The sequence below is a fragment of the Streptomyces sp. NPDC053750 genome (assembly GCF_044544295.1).
GTDB lineage: Bacteria > Actinomycetota > Actinomycetes > Streptomycetales > Streptomycetaceae > Streptomyces.
On sequence record NZ_JBITXB010000011.1, the window covers coordinates 190812 to 216630 of the forward strand.

Annotated in this window: 25 protein-coding genes; 19 read left to right on the forward strand and 6 right to left on the reverse strand. The window is 73.7% G+C overall.

What is annotated here, in order from left to right:
- The first annotated feature begins 8 nt into the window (after positions 1-8).
- Complete coding sequence (locus ACIGO6_RS28325; RefSeq protein WP_399881156.1) at positions 9-242, forward strand: DUF397 domain-containing protein; 234 nt, start codon at positions 9-11, stop codon at positions 240-242.
- A gap of 96 nt (positions 243-338) precedes the next feature.
- Here ACIGO6_RS28325 and ACIGO6_RS28330 read toward each other — a convergent pair whose 3' ends face one another.
- Positions 339-1466: an 8-amino-7-oxononanoate synthase gene (locus ACIGO6_RS28330; protein ID WP_399881158.1), complete on the reverse strand. Its 1128-nt coding sequence runs from the start codon at positions 1464-1466 to the stop codon at positions 339-341.
- A 147-nt stretch (positions 1467-1613) separates the two neighbouring features.
- Between ACIGO6_RS28330 and bioB the strand changes: the two genes are divergently transcribed.
- From bioB to mug, 11 genes are all read left to right on the forward strand, one after another.
- Entirely contained in the window at positions 1614-2822 is a 1209-nt protein-coding gene (gene bioB / locus ACIGO6_RS28335) for a biotin synthase BioB (RefSeq protein WP_399881160.1), read from the forward strand.
- Positions 2815-4131 carry an adenosylmethionine--8-amino-7-oxononanoate transaminase gene (locus ACIGO6_RS28340; RefSeq protein WP_399881162.1) on the forward strand — a complete coding sequence of 439 codons (1317 nt, stop codon included), beginning with the start codon at positions 2815-2817 and terminating at the stop codon, positions 4129-4131. The genes bioB and ACIGO6_RS28340 overlap by 8 nt, the downstream gene beginning before the upstream one ends.
- Before the next feature lies 1 nt (position 4132).
- Entirely contained in the window at positions 4133-4849 is a 717-nt protein-coding gene (gene bioD, locus ACIGO6_RS28345; protein WP_399881164.1) for a dethiobiotin synthase, read from the forward strand.
- A 218-nt stretch (positions 4850-5067) separates the two neighbouring features.
- Positions 5068-5763 (forward strand): class I SAM-dependent methyltransferase, encoded by a 696-nt coding sequence (locus ACIGO6_RS28350; protein WP_399881166.1) that lies wholly within the window; start codon positions 5068-5070, stop codon positions 5761-5763.
- Positions 5764-5895: 132 nt separating this feature from the next.
- Positions 5896-6786 (forward strand): LLM class F420-dependent oxidoreductase, encoded by an 891-nt coding sequence (locus tag ACIGO6_RS28355; protein WP_399881168.1) that lies wholly within the window; start codon positions 5896-5898, stop codon positions 6784-6786.
- Between the two features lie 57 nt (positions 6787-6843).
- Positions 6844-7269 carry a GNAT family N-acetyltransferase gene (locus ACIGO6_RS28360; RefSeq protein ID WP_399881170.1) on the forward strand — a complete coding sequence of 142 codons (426 nt, stop codon included), beginning with the start codon at positions 6844-6846 and terminating at the stop codon, positions 7267-7269.
- A 79-nt stretch (positions 7270-7348) separates the two neighbouring features.
- On the forward strand, positions 7349-8695 hold the full coding sequence (locus ACIGO6_RS28365; protein ID WP_399881172.1) for a hemolysin family protein: 1347 nt from the start codon (positions 7349-7351) through the stop codon (positions 8693-8695).
- Positions 8692-9729 carry a hemolysin family protein gene (locus ACIGO6_RS28370; protein ID WP_399881174.1) on the forward strand — a complete coding sequence of 346 codons (1038 nt, stop codon included), beginning with the start codon at positions 8692-8694 and terminating at the stop codon, positions 9727-9729. The genes ACIGO6_RS28365 and ACIGO6_RS28370 overlap by 4 nt, the downstream gene beginning before the upstream one ends.
- 54 nt (positions 9730-9783) lie before the next feature.
- Complete coding sequence (locus tag ACIGO6_RS28375; RefSeq protein WP_399881176.1) at positions 9784-10566, forward strand: SGNH/GDSL hydrolase family protein; 783 nt, start codon at positions 9784-9786, stop codon at positions 10564-10566.
- A gap of 85 nt (positions 10567-10651) precedes the next feature.
- Complete coding sequence (gene purB, locus ACIGO6_RS28380) at positions 10652-12094, forward strand: adenylosuccinate lyase (protein WP_399881178.1); 1443 nt, start codon at positions 10652-10654, stop codon at positions 12092-12094.
- Positions 12091-12645, forward strand: a complete 555-nt coding sequence (mug, locus tag ACIGO6_RS28385; RefSeq protein WP_399881374.1) for a G/U mismatch-specific DNA glycosylase — start codon at positions 12091-12093, stop codon at positions 12643-12645. Before purB ends, mug begins: the two co-directional genes overlap by 4 nt.
- Before the next feature lie 13 nt (positions 12646-12658).
- Here mug and ACIGO6_RS28390 read toward each other — a convergent pair whose 3' ends face one another.
- The 3 genes from ACIGO6_RS28390 to ACIGO6_RS28400 form a co-directional block, all read right to left on the reverse strand.
- Positions 12659-13099 (reverse strand): hypothetical protein, encoded by a 441-nt coding sequence (locus tag ACIGO6_RS28390; protein WP_399881180.1) that lies wholly within the window; start codon positions 13097-13099, stop codon positions 12659-12661.
- 126 nt (positions 13100-13225) lie between these two features.
- Positions 13226-13951, reverse strand: coding sequence for an ABC transporter permease (locus ACIGO6_RS28395; RefSeq protein WP_399881182.1), 726 nt, complete (start codon positions 13949-13951; stop codon positions 13226-13228).
- Between the two features lie 2 nt (positions 13952-13953).
- Positions 13954-14874: an ABC transporter ATP-binding protein gene (locus ACIGO6_RS28400; RefSeq protein WP_399881184.1), complete on the reverse strand. Its 921-nt coding sequence runs from the start codon at positions 14872-14874 to the stop codon at positions 13954-13956.
- Positions 14875-14982: 108 nt separating this feature from the next.
- Here ACIGO6_RS28400 and ACIGO6_RS28405 point away from each other — a divergent pair, with 108 nt between their 5' ends.
- The 3 genes from ACIGO6_RS28405 to ACIGO6_RS28415 all read left to right on the forward strand — a co-directional run bounded on the left by ACIGO6_RS28405 (position 14983) and on the right by ACIGO6_RS28415 (position 18075).
- Positions 14983-16137, forward strand: a complete 1155-nt coding sequence (locus tag ACIGO6_RS28405) for a histidine kinase (protein ID WP_399881186.1) — start codon at positions 14983-14985, stop codon at positions 16135-16137.
- A gap of 14 nt (positions 16138-16151) precedes the next feature.
- A complete protein-coding gene (locus ACIGO6_RS28410; RefSeq protein WP_399881188.1) occupies positions 16152-16820 on the forward strand; it encodes a response regulator in 669 nt (222 codons plus the stop codon).
- A gap of 100 nt (positions 16821-16920) precedes the next feature.
- Complete coding sequence (locus ACIGO6_RS28415) at positions 16921-18075, forward strand: ROK family transcriptional regulator (protein WP_399881190.1); 1155 nt, start codon at positions 16921-16923, stop codon at positions 18073-18075.
- A gap of 46 nt (positions 18076-18121) precedes the next feature.
- Here the strand turns inward: ACIGO6_RS28415 and ACIGO6_RS28420 are convergent, their stop codons facing one another.
- Together ACIGO6_RS28420 and ACIGO6_RS28425 are read right to left on the reverse strand one after the other, a co-directional pair.
- On the reverse strand, positions 18122-18883 hold the full coding sequence (locus tag ACIGO6_RS28420; RefSeq protein WP_399881192.1) for a GntR family transcriptional regulator: 762 nt from the start codon (positions 18881-18883) through the stop codon (positions 18122-18124).
- 141 nt (positions 18884-19024) lie between these two features.
- Entirely contained in the window at positions 19025-19909 is an 885-nt protein-coding gene (locus tag ACIGO6_RS28425; RefSeq protein WP_399881194.1) for an RNA polymerase sigma-70 factor, read from the reverse strand.
- A 166-nt stretch (positions 19910-20075) separates the two neighbouring features.
- Here ACIGO6_RS28425 and ACIGO6_RS28430 point away from each other — a divergent pair, with 166 nt between their 5' ends.
- From ACIGO6_RS28430 to ACIGO6_RS28445, 4 genes are all read left to right on the forward strand, one after another.
- Positions 20076-20954, forward strand: a complete 879-nt coding sequence (locus ACIGO6_RS28430; RefSeq protein WP_399881196.1) for an alpha/beta fold hydrolase — start codon at positions 20076-20078, stop codon at positions 20952-20954.
- A gap of 101 nt (positions 20955-21055) precedes the next feature.
- On the forward strand, positions 21056-22501 hold the full coding sequence (locus ACIGO6_RS28435; RefSeq protein ID WP_399881198.1) for a PLP-dependent aminotransferase family protein: 1446 nt from the start codon (positions 21056-21058) through the stop codon (positions 22499-22501).
- A 146-nt stretch (positions 22502-22647) separates the two neighbouring features.
- On the forward strand, positions 22648-24234 hold the full coding sequence (locus ACIGO6_RS28440; RefSeq protein ID WP_399881200.1) for an alkaline phosphatase D family protein: 1587 nt from the start codon (positions 22648-22650) through the stop codon (positions 24232-24234).
- 204 nt (positions 24235-24438) lie between these two features.
- The gene (locus ACIGO6_RS28445; RefSeq protein ID WP_399881202.1) at positions 24439-25746 is read left to right on the forward strand and encodes a GNAT family N-acetyltransferase; all 1308 of its coding nucleotides are present in this window, start codon (positions 24439-24441) and stop codon (positions 25744-25746) included.
- Positions 25747-25819: the final 73 nt, after the last annotated feature.

A 25819-nucleotide genomic window follows, 5' to 3' on the forward strand; every position in this document is an offset into this window, starting at 1 on the left:
GAGGCACCATGTCAGGCACCATTCCCCCCACCATCACCGCCGGTACCGATCTTCTCGGGGTGCGCTGGCTGCGCAGCAGCTACAGCACCGGAGCGAACAACTGTGTGGAGACCGCCCGTCCGGCGGCCGGCCGCTGGGCCGGACTGCTCGCCGTGCGCGACTCCAAGAACCCGGCCGGACCCGCGCTGCTCTTCTCCCCCGAGAGCTGGGCGTCGTTCACGGCCGGCATCCGCCGCCGCTGACACCGGGCGGCACCGGGCGGCGCACGGCCGTGTCACGCCGACTCATGGTCGCGCATCGCCTCGGTTTCGCGTTGCGCCCCATGGTCGCGCATCGCCTCAGGGTCGCGTTGCGCCGATCACCCGTACGGCGCGTTCGATCTGATCCCCGGAGAGGTCCGCACGCGCGGTCAGCCTGAGCCGTGAGATGCCGTCGGGCACGGAAGGAGGACGGAAGCAGCCCACGGACAGGCCGGCCGCCCGGCAGTCGGCCGCCCACCGCAGGGCCTTCTCCGGGGAGGGCGCGCGCACGGAGACGACCGCGGCGTCGGGACGTACCGCCTCCAGCCCCAGGTCGGTGAGGCGGGCGTGCAGTTCGGCCGCCACCTGGCGGGCCCGCGCCGCGCGCTCCGGCTCGCGGCGCAGCAGGGTGAGCGCCGCCAGGGCCGAGCCCGCCGCCGCCGGGGCGAGACCTGTGTCGAAGATGAACGTCCGGGCCGCGTTGACCAGGTGGTCGATCACCCGGGCGGGGCCCAGCACGGCGCCGCCCTGACTGCCGAGCGACTTGGACAGGGTGACCGTCACGACGACGTCCCCGGCGCCCGCGAGCCCCGCGGCGTGCGGGGCGCCCCGGCCGCCCTCGCCGAGCACGCCCAGGCCGTGGGCGTCGTCGACGACCAGCCCGGCGCCGTGCTCCCGGCAGGCGGCGGCGAGCGCAGCCAGGGGGGCGGCGTCGCCGTCGACGGAGAAGACCGTGTCGGAGACGGCGACGGCGGGACCGTCGTGCGTCGCCAGGGCCTTGCGGACGGCCTCCGGATCGGCGTGCGCCGCGACCTGGGTCGTGCCGCGGGCCAGCCGGCAGCCGTCGATCAGCGAGGCGTGGTTGCCCGCGTCGGAGACGACGAGGGTGCCGTGCGGCGCGAGCGCGGTGACCGCGGCGAGGTTGGCCGCGTAGCCGGAGGAGAAGACCAGTGCCGCCTCGAAGCCGCAGAAGGCGGCCAGTTCGCGTTCGAGCGCGGCGTGCAGCCCGGTGGTGCCGGTCACCAGCCGGGAGCCCGTCGCTCCGGCCCCCCAGGTCCGGGCCGCCCGGACGGCGCCCTCGGTGACCTCCGGGTGCCGGGCCAGTCCGAGGTAGTCGTTGCTCGCCAGGTCCAGCAGCGGCGAGTCGGCCGGACGGGGGCGCAGCGTCCGCACGAGTCCGGCCCGGCGGCGCAGTTCCGCCTGCTCGTCGATCCAGCCGAACGCCATGGGCGGTCCTCTCGTTTTGTAGGCAGTGGACAGACACTAGCGGCACCGTCGGCCGCCCGAGGTGTGGCAATACCCACACGGTGAACTGCCAGGGTTGTGCGAAGTCTCCTTGGCCCGGGACGGCCCCTTAGGACAGGATCAGCTCTCATGGACCTGCTGAACACGCTGGTGGACAAGGGGCTTCGGCGCGAGTCGCCGACCCGCGAGGAGGCGCTTGCCGTCCTCGCCACTTCCGACGACGACGTGCTCGATGTGGTGGCCGCGGCAGGCAAGGTGCGCCGCCACTGGTTCGGCCGACGGGTGAAGCTCAACTATCTCGTCAACCTGAAGTCGGGCCTGTGTCCCGAGGACTGCTCCTACTGCTCGCAGCGGCTCGGCTCCAAGGCCGAGATCCTCAAGTACACCTGGCTCAAGCCCGACCAGGCCTCCGAGGCCGCCGCCGCGGGTGTGTCCGGGGGCGCCAAGCGGGTGTGCCTGGTGGCCAGTGGCCGCGGTCCGACCGACCGGGACGTGGACCGGGTCTCGGACACCATCAGGGCCATCAAGGAGCAGAACGAGAGCGTCGAGGTGTGCGCCTGTCTGGGGCTGCTCTCCGACGGCCAGGCGGAGCGGCTGCGCGAGGCGGGCGCCGACGCCTACAACCACAACCTCAACACGTCCGAGTCGACGTACGGCGACATCACGACCACCCACACGTACGCCGACCGGGTGGACACGGTGAACAAGGCGCACGCGGCGGGGCTGTCCGCCTGCTCGGGGCTGATCGCGGGCATGGGCGAGAGCGACGAGGACCTGGTCGACGTGGTCTTCTCGCTGCGCGAGCTGGACCCGGACTCGGTGCCGGTCAACTTCCTGATCCCGTTCGAGGGCACGCCGCTGGCGAAGGAGTGGAACCTCACCCCGCAGCGCTGCCTGCGCATCCTGGCGATGACGCGGTTCGTCTGCCCGGACGTCGAGGTGCGGATCGCCGGGGGCCGCGAGGTGCACCTGCGCTCGATGCAGCCGCTGGCCCTGCACCTGGCCAACTCGATCTTCCTCGGCGACTACCTCACCAGCGAGGGCCAGGCGGGCAAGGCCGACCTGGAGATGATCGCGGACGCCGGGTTCGAGGTGGAGGGCACCGACCAGGTGACCCTGCCGGAGCACCGGTCGACGGCCCAGGGCGGCGGTTGCGGATCGCACGAAGGGGGCGGTTGCGGATCGCACGAGGGCGGCGGGGTCTGCGGGCCCGCTCCGGCCGCGGGGGCCTGCGGTTCGAAGCCGGCCGCGGAGCCGGTGGCGGCCGGTGAACCCCGTACCGACCTGGTCGCCGTACGCCGCCGCGGTGCCGGAACGGACCTCGCACCCAATGCCTGAGCCCGCGGGGACGGCGGCCGGGCCGGGAGTGGACGAGCTGACGGTGGAGGAGCTGCTGGCACTCGACCGGCGGCACGTCTGGCATCCGTACGGCCCGATGCCCGGGCGGCAGGACCCGCTCGTCGTGGAGTCGGCGAGCGGGGTGCGGCTGCGACCGGCCGACGGCTCGGGGGAACTCGTCGACGGGATGTCGTCCTGGTGGTCGGCGATCCACGGCTACAACCACCCGGTGCTGAACGAGGCCGCCCGCGAACAGCTGGGGCGGATGAGCCACGTGATGTTCGGCGGGCTCACCCACGAACCCGCCGTACGGCTGGCGAAGCTCCTTGTCGACATCTCGCCGGAGGGCCTGGAGCACGTGTTCCTCGCCGACTCCGGGTCGGTGTCGGTGGAGGTCGCCGTCAAGATGTGCCTGCAGTACTGGCGCTCGCTGGGCCGTCCCGGCAAGCGGCGCCTGCTGACCTGGCGCGGCGGCTACCACGGTGACACCTGGCAGCCCATGTCGGTGTGCGACCCCGAGGGCGGGATGCACGAACTGTGGAGCGGGGTGCTGCCCCGCCAGCTGTTCGCCGACGCGCCGCCGACGGAGTACGAGGAGACGTACGCCGATCACCTGCGCGCGCTGATCGAACGTCACGCGGACGAACTGGCCGCGGTGATCGTCGAGCCGGTCGTGCAGGGCGCGGGCGGGATGCGCTTCCACTCCCCCGCGTATCTGCGGGTGCTGCGGGAGGCGTGCGACGCGCACGACGTGCTGCTGGTGTTCGACGAGATCGCGACCGGCTTCGGGCGTACGGGTGCGCTGTTCGCGGCGGAGCACGCGGCGGTGACGCCGGACGTGATGTGCGTGGGCAAGGCGCTGACCGGCGGCTATCTGACGATGGCGGCCACGCTGTGCACGTCGCGGGTGGCCGACGGCATCTCGCGGGGCGAGGTGCCGGTGCTCGCGCACGGGCCGACGTTCATGGGCAATCCGCTGGCCGCGGCCGTGGCGTGCGCCTCGATCGGGCTGTTGCTCGGCCAGGACTGGCTCGCGGAGGTCAAGCGGATCGAGGCGGGCCTGCGGGACGGGCTCGCGCCCGCCGCCGAACTGCCGGGCGTGCGCGACGTACGGGTGCTGGGCGCGATCGGCGTGGTGCAGCTCGACCACGCCGTCGACATGCGGGCCGCGACGGAGGCGGCGGTGCGCGAGGGCGTGTGGCTGCGGCCGTTCCGCGACCTGGTCTACACCATGCCGCCGTACGTCACGGACGACGTGGACGTGGCGAGGATCGCCCGCGCGGTGTGCGCGGCGGCACGGGAGGGATGACATGCCGGTACTGGTGATCACGGGCACGGGCACGGAGGTCGGCAAGACGGTCGCGACCGCCGCCGTCGCCGCGACGGCACTGGCGGCCGGCCGGTCGGTGGCCGTCCTGAAGGCCGCGCAGACGGGCGTACGGGCGGACGAGGCCGGGGACGCCCAGGAGGTCGCGCGTCTCGCGGGCGCCGTGACGGCGACGGAAGTGGCCCGCTATCCGGAACCGTTGGCGCCGGGTACGGCCGCACGGCGGGCAGGGCGGACTCCGGTGCACCCGGAGGAGGTGGCGGAGGCCGCGGACAAGCTGGCCACCGAGCACGACCTGGTGCTCGTCGAGGGCGCGGGCGGACTGCTCGTACGCTTCGACGCGGCCGGCGGGACACTGGCGGACGTCGCCGGGCTGCTGGGCGCTCCGGTGCTGCTGGTGGCGTCGGCGGGGCTGGGCACGCTGAACACGACGGAGCTGACGGCGCGTGAGCTGCGGTCCCGGGGGCTGGAGCTGCCCGGCGTGGTGATCGGCAGCTGGCCCGAGGACCCGGACCTCGCCTCCCGCTGCAACCTCGCGGACCTCCCCGAGGTCGCCGGGGCGCCCCTGCTCGGCGCCCTGCCAGCCGGGGCCGGGTCCCTCACGCCGGCCACCTTCCGTTCAAGGGCGCCGCACTGGCTGGCCCCGCGGCTGGACGGCACCTGGGACGCGGACGCGTTCCGCGCACGGCAGGCCCCCTGACCGGGAGGAACGGCACCCCGAGCGCCTGATCCGGGCGGGGCGCGGAGCACCGCCCGGATCACGTCCGCGGCAGGACCTGCGCCGGATCCACCGTGCCCGCCGCCTTCCGCCTTCCGGCTTCCGGCATGGCGCGTGGCTCGAAGGGGGGCGGTCGGGGCGTGCGCGGGGGCGGTACGGGGGACAATCGCGGTAAGGCACCACCTCGTGAGGGAGGTCCCATGCCGTTGCGATCGGCCCGTACCCGCGCGGTGCCGCGGGACGCCGTGCACCATCCGCTGTTCGCCCGTTACTACGCCCGGTTCAGTGTGAGCGCCGAGACCCGGATGGGCATGGGGCGCGTGCGTGAGCGGCTGCTCGCCGGGCTGTCCGGGCGGGTGATCGAGATCGGCGCCGGCAACGGCCTGAACTTCGCCCACTACCCCGGCACCGTCTCGGAGGTCGTGGCCATCGAACCGGAGCGCGGGCTGCGGCAGTTGGCCGTGGAGGCGGCCGTGCGCGCCGAGGTGCCGGTCGACGTGGCGCCGGGCGCGGCGGAGGCGCTGCCGGTCAAGAGCGAGGCCTTCGACGCGGCCGTGGTCTCGCTGGTGCTGTGCAGCGTGCGTGATGTGCCGCGGGCGCTCGGGGAGCTGAGGCGGGTGCTGCGGCCCGGCGGCGAGGTTCGGTTCTTCGAGCACGGCCGGGGCGGCGGCCGCATGATGCACTTCACCCAGCGCGCACTGGACCGGACACTGTGGCCGCCGTTGAGCGGCGGCTGCCATGTCTCCCGGGAGCCGGTCGCCGCGCTGCGGGAGGCCGGATTCACGCTGGGGCCCTACCGGCGGGTGATGATGCCGGAGAACGGGCCTGTGCTCCCGATGTCGTACTGCGTACTCGGCACGGCCTGGCGAGAGCCCGGGACCGCGGCGCAGACGTAGGCGACCGCCGAGGCGAACCGCGCGTGGGAACGCTCCGGCGCCGGGACGTGGATCAGGAGAGTACTGGCGGGCGTCGCGCACGAGTGGTTGACTCCACGAGGGCCGGAAGTCACCTGCGTGCGAGGAGAGTTCATGTCGCGTCCGTTCCGCTTCGGCGTCAACCTGATGACCTCTGCCCCGGCCGACGAGTGGAGTGCGAAGTGCCGGCGCGCGGAGGAGCTCGGCTACGACGTGATCCTGGTCCCGGACCACCTCGGCATGCCGGCGCCGTTCCCGGCGCTGGTCGCGGCGGCCCGGGTCACCGAGCGGCCCCGGCTGGGCACCTTCGTGCTCAACGCGGGCTTCTGGAACCCGGCCCTGCTGGCCCGGGAGGTGGCGACCACGGACGCCCTGACGGGCGGGCGACTGGAGCTCGGCCTCGGCACCGGTTACGTAAGGGCCGAGCACGACGCGGCGGGGCTGCCGTTCGGCACGCCGGGCGAGCGGGTCGACCGTCTGCGACGCACCGTGGAGGAGCTGGAACGGCTCCTCGGTGACGAGGAGCACCGGCCGCGGCCCGTGCAGCGGCCCGGGGTGCCGCTGCTGATCGGGGCCAACGGCGACCGGATGCTGGAACTGACGGCCCGGCACGCCGACATCGCCGCGTTCACGGGCGGACGTACGGTGCGGGGCAGTACGACGGGGCAGTTGGCGCCCGTCACCGCCGAGGAGCTCGACGAGCGCGTGGCCCGGTACCGGGAGTCGGCCGCGGACCGCAAGGAGCCGGCGGAGCTGAACCTGCTCATCCAGATGGTCGTCGTCACCGAGGACCGTGAGGCCGCCGTCCGCCCCTTCCTGGAGTACGTGCCGCACCTGACCGCCGACCAGGTGCTGGAGCTGCCCATCTTCCTGGCCGGGACCCTGGAGGAGATCACCGCGCAGGTCCGGGCGCAGCGCGAGCGGTACGGGTTCACCTATCTGGTCGTGCTGGAGCCGTACATGGAGGCCTTCGCGCCGGTGATGCGGGCGTTGCGCGCCGGCTGACGGTCCGCATGCCGGAATTCCCGTCCGGGCGTCCGGGGCGCGTGGTGGGATCGCGACATGAGTGATCTGCGGATACGGGCCGCGGGGCCCGAGGACCTGGACGCCGTGCTGGCCTTCTGGAAGGTGGCCGCCGAGGGGACGAGCATCAGCGACGACCGGGAGGGCGTGGAGCGGCTGGTCGCCCGTGATCCCGAGGCGCTGGTCCTGGCCGAGCGTGGCGGGGAGCTGGTGGGCACGGTGATCGCGGGCTTCGACGGCTGGCGGTGTCATCTGTACCGGCTGGCGGTCCACCCGGACCGGCGTCGTCAGGGGGTCGGCTCGGCTCTGCTCCGCGCCGCCGAGGAGCGTTTCGTACGGCTCGGCGGGCGACGCGGGGACGCGATGGTGCTGGTGCGCAACGAGCGGGCGCAGCATGCGTGGCGGGCCGCCGGGTACGCGCCCGAGGAGCAGTGGCGGCGCTGGGTCAAGCCCCTCGCGGACTGAAGGTCACCACCGACTGAAGGTCACCACGACGGCGCGCGAAGCTGCGGTTCCTGGCCGATCATGGATCCGAGGTGACCCGATGACCGAAGTGCTCCTGCTGCTGGTGGCGGTCCTGCTCTCGCTCATGTGCGGTGCCTTCGTAGCCGCCGAGTTCTCCCTGACCACCGTCGAGCGCGGCGAGCTGGAGCGGGCCGCCGCGCGGGGTGAGCGGGGTGCGTCGAGTGCCCTGAAAGCCGTACGGAACCTGACGTTCCAGCTCTCCGGTGCGCAGCTCGGCATCACGGTCACGAACCTGGTGGTCGGCATGCTCGCGGAGCCGTCGGTCGCCTCGCTGATCGCGGGCCCGCTGGAGGCCGTGGGGATCTCGGGCTCGGCGGCCTCGTCGCTGGCGCTGGTGCTGGGCACGGCTCTGTCGACGGTCTTCCTGATGATCGTCGGCGAGCTGGTGCCGAAGAACTGGGCGATCTCCTCGCCGCTGGCCGTCGCCAAACGGGTGGGCGGTCCGCAGCGCTGGTTCAGCGCGGCCTTCCGGCCCTTCATCACCCACCTGAACAACACGGCCAACCGCATCGTGCGCCGCCTCGGCGTGGAGCCCGCCGAGGAGCTGGCGTCCGCGCGGGGGCCGCAGGAGCTGGCGGCGCTCGCCCGGCACTCGGCCAAGGAGGGCGCCCTGGAGGCCGACACCGCCGAGTTGTTCGTGCGGACGCTGAACCTGGCCGACCTGACGGCCGGGCACGTGATGACCCCGCGCGTCCAGGTCGTCGCCCTGGACTCCCGGGCGACCTGCGAGGACGTGGCCAACGCGACGCGGGCGACCGGGCTGTCGCGGTTCCCCGTCTACCAGGACACGCTCGACGCCGTGGTGGGGACGGCGCACGTCAAGGACGTGCTGACGGTGCCCGCCGAACGGCGGACCGGGATCGCGGTCGCCGAACTGATGCGCGAGCCGCTGCTCGTGCCGCAGACGCTGACCGTCGACCGGCTCCTGGACCAGCTCTCCGGGCCGCGCACGATGGCCGTCGTGATCGACGAGTACGGCGGCACGGCGGGCGTGGCCACGCTGGAGGACATCGTCGAGGAGGTCGTGGGCGAGGTGCGGGACGAGCACGATCCGCACGAGACGCCCGAACTGGACCCGGCCGGCACCGACCCACAGGGCCACGCCCTGTACTGGGCCGACGGCGCCGCCCGGGTGGACCGGCTCGTGCGTCTGGGGCTCCGGGTGCCGGAGGGGCCGTACGAGACGGTCGCCGGGCTGGTCGCGACGGAGCTGGGGCGCATCCCCTCGGTCGGCGACCGTGTCGAGGTCGCCGGCTGGCGGCTGGACGTCGTGGACGCCGCGGGGCGCCGGGCGGCCCGGGTGCTTCTGCACGCGCCGCTCGACGACGCGCAGGCCGGCGACGACAGGGGGGAGGCCGGACGGTGACCGCCGTACAGCTGCTGATCGGTCTGGCGACGCTCGTCGTGAACGCGTTCTTCGTGGGCGCGGAGTTCGCGCTGATCTCCGTACGCCGCAGCCAGGTGGAGCACTACGCCGAAACCGCGGCCGGGGCGGCAGGTGGCGAGGGCAGCCGGCGCGCGAAGAGTGTGCTGTGGGGCCTGGAGCACGTGTCGGCCCTGATGGCGGCGGCCCAGCTCGGCATCACGCTGTGCACGCTGGTCCTCGGCGTGGTCGCGGAACCGGCGATCGCGCACCTGCTGGAGCCGGTGTTCCACGTGGTGGGCGTGCCGACCGGCGCGGGGCACGCGGTGTCGTTCGTGATCGCCCTCGCCCTGGCGACGTATCTGCACATGCTGCTCGGCGAGATGGTGCCGAAGAACATCGCGCTGGCCGAGCCGGTGCGCAGCGCACTGCTGCTCGGTCCGCCGCTGGTGGCGCTGTCCCGGGCGCTGCGGCCGGTGATCTTCACGGTCAACGCCTTCGCGAACGCGCTGCTGAAGCTGCTCCGGGTCGAGGCGAAGGACGAGGTGTCGGCGACCTTCACGGACACCGAACTCGCCGAGATCGTCAAGGACGCCGGTGAGGCCGGGCTGATCGACGACCGCGCCCTGGAGCGGCTGCACGACGCCCTCGAGCTGGGCCGGCGCCCGGTGCGGGACGTGGTGCTGCCGCTGGAGCGCGTGGTTTACGCGCGCGTGGGCATCACTCCGGAGCAGCTGGAGCGCCTGTCGGCGGAGTCCGGGTTCTCCCGCTTCCCGGTGGTGGACGACGGGCGGCGGATCGTCGGCTACCTGCACGTGAAGGACGCCCTGGACGCCTCGCCGCGCGACCTGCCGTTCCGGCTGCGCGACATGCGGCCCATCGCGCGGGTCCGGGAGAGCACCCCGCTGGACGACGTCCTCACCGCGATGCGCCGCAGCCGCACCCATCTGGCGGCCGTGCTGGGCCCCGACGGGCGGCTGGCGGGGCTGGTGACCATGGAGGACGTGCTGCGGGAGCTGTTCGGGCAGCGGACCTGAAACGGAGGGCGACCGACCGCCGGGTATGTGCGTGGGGCTACCATTTCTGTCGCCATGCAGACGAACCCCACCCACACCAGTCTTGTCGCCGTCGGCGACTCCTTCACCGAGGGCATGTCGGACCGGCTGCCCGACGGCTCCTACCGGGGCTGGGCCGACCTCCTCGCCGCGCGGATGGCGGCCCACTCCCCCGGCTTCCGGTACGCGAACCTCGCCGTGCGCGGGAAGCTGATCGGGCAGATCGTCGACGAGCAGGTGGACGTGGCGGCGGCCATGGGGGCCGACGTGATCACGCTGGTCGGCGGGCTCAACGACACGCTGCGCCCCAAGTGCGACATGGCCCGGGTCCGGGATCTGCTCACACAGGCCGTGGAGCGGCTGGCCCCGCACTGCAAGCAGCTGGTGCTGATGCGCAGCCCCGGCCGCCAGGGCCCGGTGCTGGAACGGTTCCGGCCCCGCATGGAGGCGCTGTTCGCGATCATCGACGACCTGTCCGCGCAGCACGGCGCCGTGGTCGTCGACCTGTACGGGGCCGACTCGCTGGCCGACCCGCGCCTGTGGGACGTGGACCGGCTGCACCTGACCGCCGATGGGCACCGCCGCGTCGCCGAGGCCGTGTGGCAGACGCTCGGCTACGAGCCCGAGGACCCGCACTGGCACGCGCCGATCCCGGCGACGCCGCCCCCTGGCTGGCTCCTGCGCCGTACCGCGGACGTGCGGTTCGCCCGGCAGCACCTGCTGCCCTGGATAGGCCGCAGGCTGACCGGCCGCTCGTCCGGGGACGGCCTGCCGCCCAAGCGTCCGGAGCTGCTGCCGTACGGGGATCTCGCGCCGTGATCCCCGGGGCCACCGGCCCCTCGTAGGTTCCGACGAACAACCCCGTGGCGCTGGCCTGCACGAATCGCCAGTAGAATCCGTTTACGTGACTTCCGCTCCCGCCAAGCCCCGCATCCCGAACGTCCTCGCCGGACGCTACGCCTCCGCCGAGCTCGCCACGCTCTGGTCGCCCGAGCAGAAGGTGAAGCTGGAGCGGCAGCTCTGGCTCGCCGTGCTGCGGGCCCAGAAGGACCTGGGCATCGAGGTGCCCGACGCCGCGCTCGCCGACTACGAGCGCGTCCTCGACCAGGTCGACCTGGCCTCGATCGCCGAGCGCGAGAAGGTCACCCGGCACGACGTGAAGGCGCGGATCGAGGAGTTCAACGACCTCGCCGGGCACGAGCACGTGCACAAGGGCATGACCTCCCGCGACCTGACGGAGAACGTCGAGCAGCTGCAGATCCGGCTCTCGCTCGAACTGATCCGCGACCGCTCGGTGGCCGTCCTGGCCCGCCTGGGCAAGCTGGCCGGCGAGTACGGCGAACTGGTCATGGCCGGCCGCTCGCACAACGTGGCCGCGCAGGCCACCACGCTGGGCAAGCGGTTCGCCACCGCCGCGGACGAGCTGCTGGTGGCCTACGTCCGGGTGGAGGAGCTGCTGGGCCGCTACCCGCTGCGCGGCATCAAGGGCCCCGTCGGCACCGCCCAGGACATGCTGGACCTGCTCGGCGGGGACGCGGGCAGGCTCGCGGAGCTGGAGCAGCGGATCGCCGGGCACCTGGGCTTCTCGCAGGCCTTCACCTCGGTCGGCCAGGTCTACCCGCGCTCGCTGGACTACGAGGTCGTCACCGCGCTGGTGCAGCTCGCGGCGGCGCCGTCGTCGCTGGCCAAGACCATCCGGCTGATGGCCGGGCACGAGCTGGTCACCGAGGGCTTCAAGCCCGGCCAGGTCGGCTCCTCCGCGATGCCGCACAAGATGAACACCCGCTCCTGCGAGCGCGTCAACGGCCTGATGGTGATCCTGCGCGGCTACGCGTCGATGACAGGCGAGCTGGCGGGCGACCAGTGGAACGAGGGCGACGTGTCCTGCTCCGTGGTGCGCCGGGTGGCCCTCCCCGACGCGTTCTTCGCCCTGGACGGGCTGCTGGAGACGTTCCTGACGGTGCTCGACGAGTTCGGCGCGTTCCCGGCCGTCGTGGCCCGGGAGCTGGACCGCTACCTGCCGTTCCTCGCCACCACCAAGGTGCTGATGGGCGCGGTGCGGGCCGGCGTCGGCCGCGAGGTCGCGCACGAGGCGATCAAGGAGAACGCCGTCGCCTCCGCGCTGGCGATGCGCGAGCGGGGCGCCGAGCGCAACGAGCTCCTCGACAAGCTCGCCGCCGACGAGCGCATCCCGCTCGACCGCGCCGGGCTGGACGCGCTGATGGCCGACAAGCTGTCCTTCACGGGCGCCGCGGCCGGCCAGGTGGGCGTCGTCGTCGGCCGCATCGAGGAGATCGTCAAGCAGCACCCGGCAGCCGCGGGCTACACCCCCGGAGCCATCCTCTGACCCGCTTCACCCGGGCCGAGCTGGAGGCCGCCCGCGACCGTCTCGTACCGGACGTCGTCGCGGACGGTCTCCGCGTGCTGTTCTGCGGCATCAACCCCGGCCTGATGACGGCGGCGACGGGTCACCACTTCGCCCGTCCCGGCAACCGCTTCTGGCCGGTGCTCCATCTGTCCGGGTTCACGCCCAGGCTGCTGAAGCCGTCGGAACAGGACGAGCTGTCGTCGTACGGGCTCGGCATCACCAACGTCGTCGCGCGGGCCAGTGCGCGGGCGGACGAGCTGAGCGCCGAGGAGTACCGGGAGGGCGGCCGGCTGCTGGCCCTGAAGGTGGCGCGGCTGCGGCCCCGTTGGCTGGCCGTGGTCGGCGTCACCGCGTACCGGGCGGCGTTCGACGACCCCAAGGCCCGGGTGGGCCCGCAGGCCCGGACGATCGGGGACACGCGCGTGTGGGTGCTGCCCAACCCGAGCGGGCTCAACGCGCACTGGACGGCGCAGACGATGGCGGAGGAGTTCGCCCGGCTGCGGGTCGCGGCGGAGGCCCAGCAGGGCTGAGCGGTGGTGGCGGTCAGGGCGGTGCGGTCCACGTGACGACGGCCAGCAACTGCACCTCGTCCGCCTCGTCCCGGTCGGCGACCGCCACCGCGACCCAGCGGCCGGTGCCCTCCGCCTCCCACAGGTACGCCACGCGCGCGCGGGCGCTCAGGCCGGCCCACGGCTCGGGTATCTCCTCCCGCTCGGTGCGCAGCAGGACCGTCTGCAGGTTCCAGGGGTCCGTCGCCCCCCAGCGCGGTGCGAGGAGCTCGTGGAGGGCGTCCCGGCCCTTCTCGTACTGCTCCACCGTCACCGCCCGCTCGCCCTGGCCGCCGCCGCGCAGGCCGTGGCTGGTCTCCAGCACGGCGACGAAGTGGCCGGGTCCACCTGCGCCCCCGTCCGACGGGCCGTGCTCCGCCGGGAAGGGGCGGAAGCACAGCTCGTCGATCACGGCGATGTGCTGCGCGATGTTCATGCCGTCCAGTAAACCGGCCACCACTGACAATTGGCGGGGCGTCAGCCCGCCGACCACGTCGGCCCGCCGACCACGTCGGCCCGCCCACCGCGCCGGCCCGCCCACCGCGCCGGCCCGCCCACCGCGTCAGGCGTCCCGGCTGCGCAGCCGCCAGGCTCCCGCGAGGATCGCGGCCGTCGCCCACAGCGCGGTCACCGCGAGCCCCGTCCAGGGCCCCAGGGTCCCGTCGTGCGTCTGGTGCAGGACGATCTGACCGGCCTGGTCCGGCAGGAAGCCGGCGGCGTCGCCCGCCGCGTCCCCGATCACGAAGGAGACGATGAGGATGAACGGGATCAGGGTCGACAGGGTGGCCACGCCGCTGCGGAACAGGGCGGTGAGCCCGGCCGCGAACAGGGCGATCAGCATGAAGTAGATCCCGCAGCCCACGACGCCGCGCACCTGCTGGCCGGTGGTCAGACCGTCCGCCGCCGAGCCGAGGACGGCCCGGGCCGTGAGCACGCAGGCGAGCGCGGTCACCAGGCCCACGACGAGGGCCGGTACGGCGACGACCGTCAGCTTCGCCGCGAACCACCGGCCGCGCTGCGGAACGGCGGCCAGGGAGAGCCGGATTCCGTTGCCGTGGTACTCGGACGACACCGCCAGGGCCCCGAAGGCGATCGCGGCGATCTGACCGGGCCAGACGCCGGACAGCGCCGTGAACAACGGGTCGAAGTCCGGGTCGGAGGTGTCGGCGCCGCCGGCCAGCGCGGCGAACGCCGTGGTGACCGCGAACACGGCCAGCAGCGTGCCGCACAGCGAGCGCAGGGTGCGGACCTTGAGCGCCTCCGCGCGGAGTACGGGCGTGAACTGCATGGTCAGGCCTCCTGGTGGGATGCGGTGAACTCGGTCTCGGCGGCCGTCAGGTCGAGATAGGCCTGTTCCAACGTGCCCTCGTCCGCAGCGAGTTCGAGTACGGGTACGCCGGCGTCGGACAGGACACGGCCGATGTCGTCCACGCGCGCGTGGTGCACGGTCCAGTGCCCGTCGTCGTGTTCCACGGCGTCGTGGCCCTGCCGGGCCAGGGCGTTCTTCAGGGCGGCGGCGTCCGAGGTCCGGACGCGGACCCGGGGGTGCACGCGCGCGTCGATGAACTCCCGCATCGGTGTGTCGGCGAGCAGACGCCCCCGGCCGAGGACGACCAGGTGGTCGGCGAAGGACGCGGTCTCGTTCATCAGATGGCTGGAGACGAGCACCGTACGCCCCTCGGCCGCGAGCCGGCGCAGCAGTTCGCGGATCCAGATGATGCCCTCGGGGTCCAGTCCGTTGGAGGGCTCGTCCAGCATCACGACCTCCGGATCGCCCAGCAGCGCGGCGGCGATGCCCAGACGCTGGCGCATGCCCAGGGAGTACGTCTTCACCCGGCGGCGGGCCACCGAGGCGATGCCCGTCTCCTCCAGCACCTCGTCCACCCGGCGCACCGGGATGCGGTTGCTCGCCGCGAGCACGCGCAGGTGGTCCCGCGCGGTGCGCGAGCCGTGCGCGGAGTCCGCGTCGAGCAGGGCCCCGACGTGCCGCAACGGCTCGGCGAGGCCGGCGTAGGGGCGTCCGCCGAGGGTGACGGTCCCGGAGGTCGGCCGGTCCAGGCCGAGCACGAGCCGCATGGTCGTGGACTTCCCGGCGCCGTTGGGGCCGAGGAAGCCGGTGACACGGCCGGGGCACACGGTGAAGGTGAGGTCGTCGACGGCTCGTCGGGTGCCGTACTCCTTGGTGAGGTTCTGGACGTCGATGCTGGTCATGGCAGCAGCCTGGCCGAACGTGCCGCCCCGTGGCCTCCCCCGCCGGTGGACGGTCCCTCCCCCGTGCGGGGGAGCCGCGCTGTCGGTGCCGGATGACACGATGACGGGATGATTCGCCTGCTGCGCCCGCTGGTACGCGGAGCGACCTACACCCGGTTTCTGCACCTGTGGGTGCCGATGGCGGCGCTCAGCGTCTGGTTGTGGGTCGCACCGGGGCTGCCCTGGGTGCCGCTGGTCGCCCTGGTCCCGGTGGGCCTGATCCCGGCGGTGCGCGTGGGCGAGGGGGTGCAGGCACGGCTGCTGCTGACGCCGCGTGAGGCGGAGCCGGACTTCTCCGTGCGACCGGCCACGGCCTGGCGGGACCGGTGGCGGACCGTGCTGTGGCTGGAAGCGCGGATGCTGCTGGGCTGGGTGACCGCGTATGCGACCGTCTGGCTGCCGATCCTCTCGTACGCCCTGGCGTCGCAGGCGGTGGGGCACGTGACGGAGGACCTGCCCGTCCTGGCGGACGCGGCACCGCACTGGGCGTACGCCCTGCTCGTGCCCGTCCCGCTGATCGCGCTGTACGCGCTGGTGGTCGGCGTCGGCGAGTTGACGACCGTCCTCGCGCGGCGGCTGCTCGGCCCGTCGGCCGCCGAGCGGCTCACGGCGCTGGAGGAGCGCACCGAACAGCTCCTGGAGCGCACCCGCATCGCCCGCGAGCTGCACGACTCGATCGGTCACGCGCTGACCGTCGCCGTCGTACAGGCGGGGGCCGCCCGCGCGGCGAACAGCCCAGAGTTCACCGACCGGGCCCTTGGCGCGATCGAGGAGACCGGCAGGGCGGCCCTGGAGGATCTGGAGCGGGTGCTCGGCGTCCTGCGGGAGTCGGAGCGGCCCGTGAGCGCCCGACCGACCCTCACGGACGCCGACCGTCTGCTGGAGTCCGCCCGCGCCTCGGGGGCCAAGGTCGACGCCGAGGTCACGGGCCCGGTGGAGACTTTGCCGGGCCCGGTCTCCCGCGAGGGCTACCGGATTCTCCAGGAGGCCCTCACCAATGTGCTGCGGCACGCGGGCGCGGTGCCGACGCGGGTCAGCGTGCGGGTGGTGGACGGTGCGCTCGCCCTGGAGGTGCGCAATCCGCTGCCGGACGCGAGAGCCGACCCCGGCCGTGGCAGCGGGCTGCGCGGCATCCGCGAGCGGGCCGCGCTGCTGGGCGGGCGGGCGCTCACGGGCCCCGACGCCGGTGACTGGCAGGTGCGCGTGGAGCTGCCGGCGGGCTGATCTACGCTGGGCGGATGCCGGTCAGAGTGCTTCTCGTCGACGACGAACCCCTCGTACGAGCGGGTCTGCGGGCCGTGTTGGAGGCGCAGCCGGACATCGAGGTGGTCGGGGAGGCAGCGGACGGGGCGGCGGTCGTCCCGCTGGTGCGGCAGACCCGTCCGGACGTCGTCGCCATGGATGTGCGGATGCCGCTGCTGGACGGCATCGAGGCCACGCGCGCGCTGCTGCGGACGGTGGCCGACCCGCCGAAGATCCTCGTGGTGACGACCTTCGAGAACGACGAGTACGTGTACGAGGCGCTGCGCGCCGGTGCCGACGGGTTCCTGCTGAAGCGGGCCCGGCCGGCCGAGATCGTGCACGCGGTGCGGCTGATCGCCGAGGGCGAGTCCCTGCTGTTCCCCGCCTCGGTGCGGCAGCTCGCCGCCGAGTACGGCGACGGCGCGGGCGGCGGGAACCGTGCGGCCCGCGCCCGGTTGGAGCGGGCGCGGCTGACCGACCGGGAGGGCGAGGTGCTGCGGCTGATGACGCGCGGGCTGTCCAACGCGGAGATCGCCGGCCGGCTGGTCGTCGGCACGGAGACGGTGAAGTCGCATGTGAGCGCGGTACTGGCGAAGCTGGGAGCCCGGGACCGCACGCAGGCGGTGATCACGGCATACGAGTCGGGATTCGTCGCGCCCGGGTGAGGCACCCGCGCGGTCCGGGATCGGGCGGACCGGCACTCGCCGGGGTGGAGCGGGCCGAGTACGATCCGGCCAACACGCGCACGAGCTGGGAGGACGGACGTTGGGAGGGCTGACCGGCGGGGATCCGTCGCTGCTGCGGAGGATCAACTCCGCGGTGGTGCTGCACGCGTTGCGTGCCACGGACTGCGCGACGCTGACCGAGATCACCCGGGTGACGGGGCTGTCCCGGCCGACCGTCGAGGGGGTCGTGGAGGGGCTGATCGAGGCCGGCCTTGTCGTCGAGACGGCCGCCGAGGAGGGCGCCACCCGGCGGCAGGGGCGGCCCGCGCGGCGGTTCCGGTTCCGGGCGGAGGCCGGGCATCTGCTGGGGCTGGAGATCGGGCCGCACCGCGTCGCCGCGCTCCTGTCCGACCTGGACGGCCGGGTGATCGGCGCCCAGGCCAAGGACGTCGACGAGACCGCCCCGGCCGACGAGCGGCTGGAGCGGCTGCGCACGGCGGTCGCCGAGCTGCTGCGGCGGGCCGGTGTCGCGCGGGGCTCGCTGCGGGCCGTGGGGGCCGCGACGCCCGGCATCGTCGAGGCGGACGGCACGGTCCGGCTGAGCACCGCGCTGCCTCAGTGGACGGGGCTGCGGCTGGGCGAGCGGCTGAGCCGGTCCTTCAAGTGCCCGGTGCTGGTCGAGAACGACGCGAACGCGGCGGCGGTCGCCGAGCACTGGAAGGGCGCCGCGACCGAGTCCGACGACATCGTGTTCGTGCTGGCCGGGCTGAGCCCCGGAGCCGGGGCGCTGATCGGCGGACGGCTGCACCGTGGGTACGGCGGCGCGGCCGGTGAGATCGGTGCGCTGCATCTGCTGGGCCGGGACGTGACGCCGGAGACGCTGCTGTCCACCACGGACCAGCCCCTGCACCCGCTGGACGAGCAGGCGGTGGCGAAGGTCTTCGCCGAGGCCCGCGAGGGCGACCAGCGGGCCCGCGCGGCCGTCGAGCGTTTCATCCAGCGGCTGGTGCACGACGTGGCGGCGCTGGTGCTGGCCCTGGACCCGGAGCTGGTCGTCATCGGCGGCTGGGCGGCCGGGCTGGACGGTGTACTGGAGCCGTTGCGGCGGGAGCTGGCCCGCTACTGTCTGCGGCCGCCGAGGGTGACCCTGTCACTGCTCGGCGAGGCCGCCGTGGCGACGGGCTCGCTGCGACTCGCCCTCGACCACGTGGAGGAGCAGTTGTTCGCGGTGGAGGGCGCGACCGCCCGCCGCTGACCCGGCACCGACGACCGGTCCGGGCGGCGCTCCGTCGGCACCCGGGTCAGGAGGCCCGGGTCTGCGGGCCGTGGTGGATCTCCACGTCCCCGGCGTCCCCGAAGGTCAGCCGGCAGGTGTCCGCGCGGTAGGTGGCGACGGAGAGCGCGGCGGTGCGTCCCTCGGCGAGGTAACGGGTGGTGACCACGAGGACGGGCGCTCCCGGGAGGCGGTCCAGCTCCTTCGCGTCCTCGGCGCCGGCCGATCCCAGCTCCACGGCGCTCTCCTGCCGCGCCGGCTCGCCGCGCTGCAGTTCGCGCAGTACGGCACGCGCGCGTGCGGCGCCGGAGGGCGCGTCGATGGCGGTGAGGTCGGGCACCGAGGCCGACGGGATGTACAGCAGCTCGGCCGCGACCGGCTGGCCGTGCGTCACGCGGGAGCGGCGGACGGTGTGCACGGGCTCGTCCCGGCCGGTCTCCAGGGCGTCGGCGACGGCCGCGGGCGGAGCCGCGAGGACGCAGTCGGCCGGCTGCCAGGTGTCGTCGGCCGTCCCGGGCCAAGTGTGCTGCCGGGTACCGACGGCCACACCCACGCGCGGTGGGGCGACGGTCGTACCGACGCCGCGGCGGCGCTGGAGCCTGCCCTCCAGCTCGAGCTGTTCCAGGGCCTGCCGGAGCGTGGCGCGGGCGACGCCGAACCGGGCGGCGAGGTCGCGCTCGTTGGGCAGGATCTCGCCCACCGAGAACTCCGAGTCCAGGGCTTCGCTGAGCACGGTCCTGAGGTGCCAGTACTTCGGTTCCGGCACCGGTTCCAACTGCGTGGTCCCCACCCTGTCCTCCGCAAGCGCCGTGGTCCGGCGGCGTTTTGACGCCCTTGTTTATTAAAGGTTGTTGCAGTTCTCTGCGACCATAAAACGGCCCACCCCCTTGGTCAATACCAATCCTCGGGGGCGGAGCGGAACCGTGGGCGGTCAGGCAGTGGACAGGGACTGAAGTTTGTCCGGGTTGCGGATGATGTACAGCGACTGGATGCGCCCGTCGGCGACGTCCAGCTGGAGGACGGAGTCCGGCTTGCCCGCGGACATGAACAGGAGCGCCGGACCGCCGTTGATCTCCAGGAAGCGGAAGGAGAGGTCCGGGGCGCTCTTGCGGGCGGCACCGAGCAGGAAGCCCCCCACCTTCGCGGAGCTCTCCAGCACGCGCAGCGGCGCCCTGGACTTGCCGCCGCTGTCACCCACCAGCCGGACGTCGGGCGCGAGGATCGCCATCAGACCCTCGAGGTCACCGTCGGCCGCGGCGGCGAGGAACCGTTCGGTGAGGTCCCGGCGCTGCACCGGGTCGACGTCGTAGCGGGGCCGTCGCTCGTCGACGTGGCTCCGGGCCCGCCCGGCGAGCTGGCGCACGGCGGCCTCCCCGCGCTCCAGCATGGCGGCGATCTCGGCGTACGGGTAGCCGAACGCCTCCCGGAGGACGAACACCGCCCGCTCCAGGGGCGACAGCGACTCCAGGACGACGAGGACGGCGAAGGAGACGGAGTCGGCCAGCACGGCCCGCTCGGCCGTGTCCGGCACGGTGTCCCCGAAGTCGGTGACGTAGGGCTCGGGCAGCCACGGGCCGACGTACGTCTCGCCCCGCGCCTTGATCTGGCGCAGCCGGTCGACGGCGAGGCGGGTGGTGACGCGCACCAGGTAGCCGCGGGGGTCGCGGACGCCGGACCGGTCGGCCCCGGACCAGCGCAGCCAGGCCTCCTGGACCACGTCCTCCGCGTCGGCCAGGCGGCCCAGCATGCGGTAGGCGACTCCCTGGAGGACGGGACGGTGCTCTTCGAAGACGTCGGTCGCGGTGTCGGTGGTCACCGCTCCATCCCAGCGGACGGATCGGGGCCGTGTCCAGGCGGAACCACCCGCCCGGGACGAACGGCGACCGGGGGGCTACCCGTCGGTAGCTCTTACTGACAAGCTGTCTGGGCAACGCCCGTCGTCGTCATCCGCCGTCAACCGCGTGTTCCCGACAAGGAGTTCCATGTCCACCACGCTCTCCTTCACGGCCCCCACCGAGCACGGTCCGCAGGACATCACCCTCACCTACGCGCGCGTGGGCACCGGCGAGCCGCTGCTCCTGCTGCACGGGATCGGTCACCACTGGCAGGCCTGGGCTCCGGTGATCGACATCCTCGCGACCGAGCGCGAGGTGATCGCCGTGGATCTGCCGGGCTTCGGACAGTCGTCCGCGCTGCCCGACGGACTGCCGCACGACCTGCCGACGACGACCGCGGTGCTGAGCGCCTTCTGCGCGGCGCTGGGAATCGACCGACCGCACGTGGCCGGCAATTCGCTGGGCGGCCTGCTGGCCCTGGAACTGGGCCGGGAGAACCTCGTGCGGTCGGTCACCGCCCTGTCTCCGGCCGGCTTCTGGACGCAGGCCGAGCGGCGTTTCGCCTTCGGCGTCCTGCGTGGCATGCACCGGACCGCGCGCGGCCTGCCCCTCCCCCTGGTCGAACGGCTCTCCCGCACCGCGGCCGGCCGGACCGCCCTGACCAGCACGATCTACGCCCGCCCAGGCCGCCGCTCGCCCGAGGCCGTGGTCGCCGAGACCCTCGCCCTGGCCCATGCCGAGGGGTTCTTCGAGACGCTGCGGGCGGGACGGAGCGTGCTGTTCACCGACGATGTCCCCGGCATCCCCGTCACCGTGGCGTGGGGCACCCGGGACCGGCTGCTCCTGCCCCGCCAGGGGATTCGCGCCAAGCGCAGCATTCCGCGGGCCCGGCTGGTGCGGCTGCCCGGCTGCGGCCACGTCCCGATGAACGACGACCCGGCGCTGGTCGCCCGCGTCCTCCTGGACGGCAGCCGCGCTCAGGAGGCGAGCGCTCCGAGGACCTCCTTCACCACGGTCGGGTCGTAGGGCACGCCCTGTTCGAGGAGCGCGACCGAACGCCCCGCGATTCCAGCCCCTCGTAGGGTGAGGTCGCTCGACCGGACGCGACATCTGGGGGGACAGCTTTCATGACAAGCGCGCCAAGCGCTGCGGGCGGCCCGCCAGGTGCCGGCGACCGCAGCGCCGCGTGGGAGTTGCTGCTGCCCGCCGCCTCGGCACCGGCACGCGCGCGTGGCCGCGCCCTGCAGGAGGCGCTGCGGGACGCCGTCCGCTCGGGCCGGCTGGCGCCGGGCACGCGCCTGCCGTCGAGCCGGGACCTCGCCGCCGACCTCGGCGTGTCGCGGGGACTGGTGACGGAGGCGTACGAGCAGCTGACCGCCGAGGGCTACCTGCGCAGCGGGCGGGGTGCGGGCACCTGGGTGGGCGACGCGGTACGGGCAGCCCGCCCCCGCGCGCGTGACCTCGCCCCGCGTTCCCCCGGCACCCGGGCCGACTTCGTGCCGGGGACACCGGATCTGTCGCTCTTCCCGCGTTCGGCGTGGGCGGCGGCGCAGCGGGGCGTGCTGACCGAGCTGCCGCACGAGGGTCTCGGCTATCCCGATCCGCGCGGGCTGCCCCGGCTGCGGACCGCCCTGGCCGAACTGCTCGTGCGGCGCCGGGGTGTGGTGGCGGACCCGGAGCGGATCGTGGTGGTCTCCGGGGTGGCGCAGGCGACGGCGCTGCTCGGAAGCGTCCTCCACGCGCGCGGGATGCGCAGTGTCGGCGTCGAGGACCCCGGCAGCCCGCAGCACAGCGCCCTGTACGCGTCGGCGGGCGTCAGCACCGTGCCCCTGCCCCTGGACGCCGAGGGACTCGCCCTCGGCCCGCTGCGCGCCTCGGGGGTACGGACCGTCGTGACCACGCCTGCGCACCAGTTCCCCACGGGGATCGCCTACTCAGCGCGGCGGCGCGCCGCACTCCTGGACTGGGCGCGGTCCGTGGACGGCCTCGTCCTGGAGGACGACTACGACGGCGACTTCCGCTACGACCGCGCCCCGGTGGGCGCGCTCCAGGGGCTCGATCCGGAACGCGTCGCCTATACGGGCTCGGTCAGCAAGTCCCTCGCCCCGGGGCTGCGGCTGGGCTGGCTGCTGGTCCCGGAGTGGCTGGTCGACGACGTCGTCGAGCGCAAACGCACCACGGACCTCGGACATCCGATCCTCGACCAGGCCCTCTTCGCCCGCTTCGTGGAGTGCGGCGACTACGACCGGCAGCTCCGCGTCTGTCAGCGCGCCTACCGTGAACGACGGGACACGCTGGTCGCCGCGCTCGAGGAGCGCTTTCCCGGATCGGAGGTCACCGGCATCGCCGCCGGCCTCCACGCCATCGCCGCGCTCCCCGAACGGTACGGCCCCCAGGAGCGCTTCCTCGCGCGCGTGGCGGAGTCCGGGATCGCGGTGCGTTCGCTGGCTGCGTACGGGCACGGGACGGGCGGCGAGGAGGCGGTGAAGGAGGTGCGGCTGGTGCTCGGGTACGCGCACCTGACACCGGGTCGGATCCGGTCGGGGGTGGAGCTGATGGCGCGGTCCGTGTGACACGGGGCGGTGGGGTTCCGCGGCCAGGGGCGTGGGGATGTTCACCTGTTCACCGGGAGTTTCCGCGGCCGCCGCGCCGCACCAGTAGGTCTGGCTCTGCACACCGGCCGCCACACTGGCCGAATCCCGTCCCTGGAGGCGCATCCATGTCACCTCGTCCGTTGCCCGGTCGCCGCAGCGTGCTGCGCGGCTCCCTCGCCGCGTCGGCGGCCCTGACCCTGCCCACCGCACTCGGGGCGGCTCCGGCGTTCGCCCGTTCCGGCCGGCCGGCGGCGGGCTGGGGCGTGCAGACGGGAGACGTGACCTCCCACTCCGGCCTGGTGTGGGTGCGCTCCGACCGCCCGGCCCGGATGATCGTCGAGACGTCGGCGACCGAGTCGTTCCGCAACCCGCGCCGCTGGCACGGCCCGCTGCTCGGCCGGGACACGGACTTCACCGGCACCACCCGGCTGCGCGGCCTGCCGCCCGGCGAGCAGATCCACTACCGGGTGCTCCTCGCCGATCCGGACGACCCGCGCCGCACCGGCGAGCCGGTCCCCGGCACCTTCCGCACGGTGCCGGTCCGACGGCGCGAGGGGGTGCGTTTCGTGTGGTCCGGCGACCTGGCCGGCCAGGGCTGGGGCATCAACCCCGACCTCGGCGGCTACCGGATCTACCACGCGATGGGCGCCCTGGACCCGGACTTCTTCCTGTGCAGCGGCGACAGCGTCTACGCCGACGGTCCGATCGCGTCGACGGCCACCCTGCCCGACGGCAGCACCTGGCGGAACATCACCACCGAGGAGAAGTCCAAGGTCGCCGAGACACTGGCCGAGTTCCGCGGCAACTTCCGCTACAACCTGCTCGACGAGAACCTGCGGCGCTTCAACGCGCAGGTCCCGTCGGTCGTCCAGTGGGACGACCACGAGGTGCGCAACAACTGGTACCCGGGCCAGGTGATCGCGGACACCGACAGCCGCTACACCGAGAAGAGCGTGGACGTACTGGCCGCCCGGGCCCGCCGCGCGTTCGCCGAGTACGCCCCGATCTCCACGCTGCGCCCCGGCGCGCGCGAGGGACGCGTGCACCGGGTGTTGCACCAGGGTCCGCTGCTCGACGTGTTCGTGCTGGACATGCGCACCTACCGCAACGCCAACTCCCCCGGCGGGCAGACCGTGGACCCGCAGGGCATCCTGGGCCGCGAGCAGCTGGAATGGCTGAAGCGCGAACTGTCCCGCTCGCGTGCGGTCTGGAAGGTGATCGCCGCCGACATGCCGATCGGGCTGGTCGTGCCCGACACCACCGAGGGCAGCGCCAACATCGAGGCGGTGGCGCAGGGCGACCCCGGCGCGCCGCTCGGGCGTGAGCTGCAGATCGCCGAGCTGCTGCGCTTCGTCAAGCACCGGCGGATCACCGGCACGGTGTGGCTGACGGCCGATGTGCACCACACCTCGGCCCAGCACTACCAGCCCTCGCGGGCCGCGTTCACCGACTTCGAACCGTTCTGGGAGTTCGTCTCCGGGCCGCTCAACGCGGGTGCCTTCCCGGCCAGTTCCCTCGACGGCACCTTCGGTCCGGAGCGGGTGTTCGTGAAGGCGCCGACCGCCTCGAACGTCTCGCCCGCCGGCGGCTACCAGTTCTTCGGCGAGGTCGACATCGACGGCGACAGCGCCGAGATGACGGTGCGGCTGCGCGAGCAGGACGGCACGGTCCTGTTCACGAAAGTGCTCCAGCCGGGCCGGGTCGGCCAGTAGTTCCCGTAGCCTGTCGGGTGTGCCGCGCACCGGCGTCATCCCCCGGTGCGCGGCCCGACACCCGACGTCGGCGCTCGAACCCGTCGCCCGCCAACTTGTCCCCCCTCGGCACAGTTTGCCCCAGAAGCATGCTTTACCCATCGGTCACAGAGCGTTCGTGATCACGCAACACCCTTCCTTCACAGTGGCTGCATGAGTCGAGACATGTCTGATGTGACGGGCGCCGTGGCGCACCTCGTGGAGCACGGCCCCGCCGTACCCGCCATGCTGCTGGCCTCGGTGGCCGCCCTGGTCGCCACGGCGGGCTTCCACACCTGGTGGTCACGCCGCCACGGGCACGCCCCGCCGGCCGAGGATACGGGCGCCCGGGCGGAAGCCGGGGCGGAAGCCGGGGCGGAGGCCGGTACGGAGGCCGAGGACAGTGCGCTGTGGCGGATGCGGACGACGGTGCGGGACGCGCCGGGGTCGCTGGCCGTGCTGTGCGCGGCCCTCGCGGACCGGCGGGTCGACATCCTGAGCCTGCAGACGCACCCGCTGGCCGAGGGCACGGTGGACGAGTTCCTGCTCCGCGCCCCGGGCGAGCTGACCGGGTCCGAGCTGGCCGGCGTGGTGGGGGCGGCGGGCGGTGTCCACACCTGGACCGAGCGGGCGGACGCCCACGATCTGGTGGACGCACCGACCCGGGTACTGGGCCTGGCGACCCGTACGGCCCTCGATGCGGCGGAACTCCCGCTGGCGCTGAGGCAGTTGCTGGGCCGCTGCACCATCCGGTCGCTGCCCGCCGCCGTCGGGGGCCGTACGGCGGACGACGTGCCGCAGGAGGGTGCGCTGGAGGACACGGTGCTGCGGCTGCGCACTCCGGAGGGCGGGGTGATCAGCGTGGAGCGGCCGTATCTGCCGTTCACCCCGGCCGAGTTCGCCCGGGCCCGGGCCCTGGTCGAGCTGGACGCCCGACTCGGTCCGCGCATCCCGCGCAGCCGCGACGTGCTGACGCTGCCCGAGGGGAGCGACATCACGGTCCGCCGGGCCGACACCCGTGATGTTCCGGCGGCGAAGGCGATGCACGAGCGGTGCTCGGCGCGGACGCTCGGCCTGCGGTACCACGGTCCGGTCGGGGACGCCGACCGGTATCTGAACCACCTGCTCAGCCCGCGCTTCGGCCGCACCCTCGCCGTGCAGACCGCGTCGGGGCGGATCGTCGGGCTCGGCCATCTGCTGTGGGACGGGGACGAGACGGAGGTCGCGCTGCTCGTCGAGGACGCGTGGCAGCGCCGGGGCATCGGTGGCGAACTCCTCGGCCGGCTCATGGCGATGGCGGCCGAGACGGGCTGCGAGAGCGTGTACGCGGTGACGCAGGCGTCCAACACCGGCATGGTCGCCGCGATGCGCGGCCTGGGACTCCCCCTCGACTACCAGATCGAGGAGGGGACCCTGGTCATCACGGCCCGCCTGGACCCGGCGGCCCGGACCGCGGCGCGGCTGCCGCAGGCGGAGCGGATCGGCAAGGAGTGAGCCGACGGCCGGTGCAGCGCGGTCGGCCCAGCACCCCACCGACGGCCGGTGCAGCGCGGTCGGCCGACCCGCC

What these genes read in the sequence shown, in the direction of transcription:
- ACIGO6_RS28325 (WP_399881156.1), top strand. Translation starts at nt 9, where the DNA reads ATGTCAGGCACCATTCCCCCCACCATCACCGCCGGTACCGATCTTCTC.
- ACIGO6_RS28330 (WP_399881158.1), bottom strand. Translation starts at nt 1,466, where the DNA reads ATGGCGTTCGGCTGGATCGACGAGCAGGCGGAACTGCGCCGCCGGGCC.
- bioB (WP_399881160.1), top strand. Translation starts at nt 1,614, where the DNA reads ATGGACCTGCTGAACACGCTGGTGGACAAGGGGCTTCGGCGCGAGTCG.
- ACIGO6_RS28340 (WP_399881162.1), top strand. Translation starts at nt 2,815, where the DNA reads ATGCCTGAGCCCGCGGGGACGGCGGCCGGGCCGGGAGTGGACGAGCTG.
- bioD (WP_399881164.1), top strand. Translation starts at nt 4,133, where the DNA reads ATGCCGGTACTGGTGATCACGGGCACGGGCACGGAGGTCGGCAAGACG.
- ACIGO6_RS28350 (WP_399881166.1), top strand. Translation starts at nt 5,068, where the DNA reads ATGCCGTTGCGATCGGCCCGTACCCGCGCGGTGCCGCGGGACGCCGTG.
- ACIGO6_RS28355 (WP_399881168.1), top strand. Translation starts at nt 5,896, where the DNA reads ATGTCGCGTCCGTTCCGCTTCGGCGTCAACCTGATGACCTCTGCCCCG.
- ACIGO6_RS28360 (WP_399881170.1), top strand. Translation starts at nt 6,844, where the DNA reads ATGAGTGATCTGCGGATACGGGCCGCGGGGCCCGAGGACCTGGACGCC.
- ACIGO6_RS28365 (WP_399881172.1), top strand. Translation starts at nt 7,349, where the DNA reads ATGACCGAAGTGCTCCTGCTGCTGGTGGCGGTCCTGCTCTCGCTCATG.
- ACIGO6_RS28375 (WP_399881176.1), top strand. Translation starts at nt 9,784, where the DNA reads ATGCAGACGAACCCCACCCACACCAGTCTTGTCGCCGTCGGCGACTCC.
- ACIGO6_RS28390 (WP_399881180.1), bottom strand. Translation starts at nt 13,099, where the DNA reads ATGAACATCGCGCAGCACATCGCCGTGATCGACGAGCTGTGCTTCCGC.
- ACIGO6_RS28395 (WP_399881182.1), bottom strand. Translation starts at nt 13,951, where the DNA reads ATGCAGTTCACGCCCGTACTCCGCGCGGAGGCGCTCAAGGTCCGCACC.
- ACIGO6_RS28400 (WP_399881184.1), bottom strand. Translation starts at nt 14,874, where the DNA reads ATGACCAGCATCGACGTCCAGAACCTCACCAAGGAGTACGGCACCCGA.
- ACIGO6_RS28405 (WP_399881186.1), top strand. Translation starts at nt 14,983, where the DNA reads ATGATTCGCCTGCTGCGCCCGCTGGTACGCGGAGCGACCTACACCCGG.
- ACIGO6_RS28410 (WP_399881188.1), top strand. Translation starts at nt 16,152, where the DNA reads ATGCCGGTCAGAGTGCTTCTCGTCGACGACGAACCCCTCGTACGAGCG.
- ACIGO6_RS28430 (WP_399881196.1), top strand. Translation starts at nt 20,076, where the DNA reads ATGTCCACCACGCTCTCCTTCACGGCCCCCACCGAGCACGGTCCGCAG.
- ACIGO6_RS28435 (WP_399881198.1), top strand. Translation starts at nt 21,056, where the DNA reads ATGACAAGCGCGCCAAGCGCTGCGGGCGGCCCGCCAGGTGCCGGCGAC.
- ACIGO6_RS28440 (WP_399881200.1), top strand. Translation starts at nt 22,648, where the DNA reads ATGTCACCTCGTCCGTTGCCCGGTCGCCGCAGCGTGCTGCGCGGCTCC.
- ACIGO6_RS28445 (WP_399881202.1), top strand. Translation starts at nt 24,439, where the DNA reads ATGTCTGATGTGACGGGCGCCGTGGCGCACCTCGTGGAGCACGGCCCC.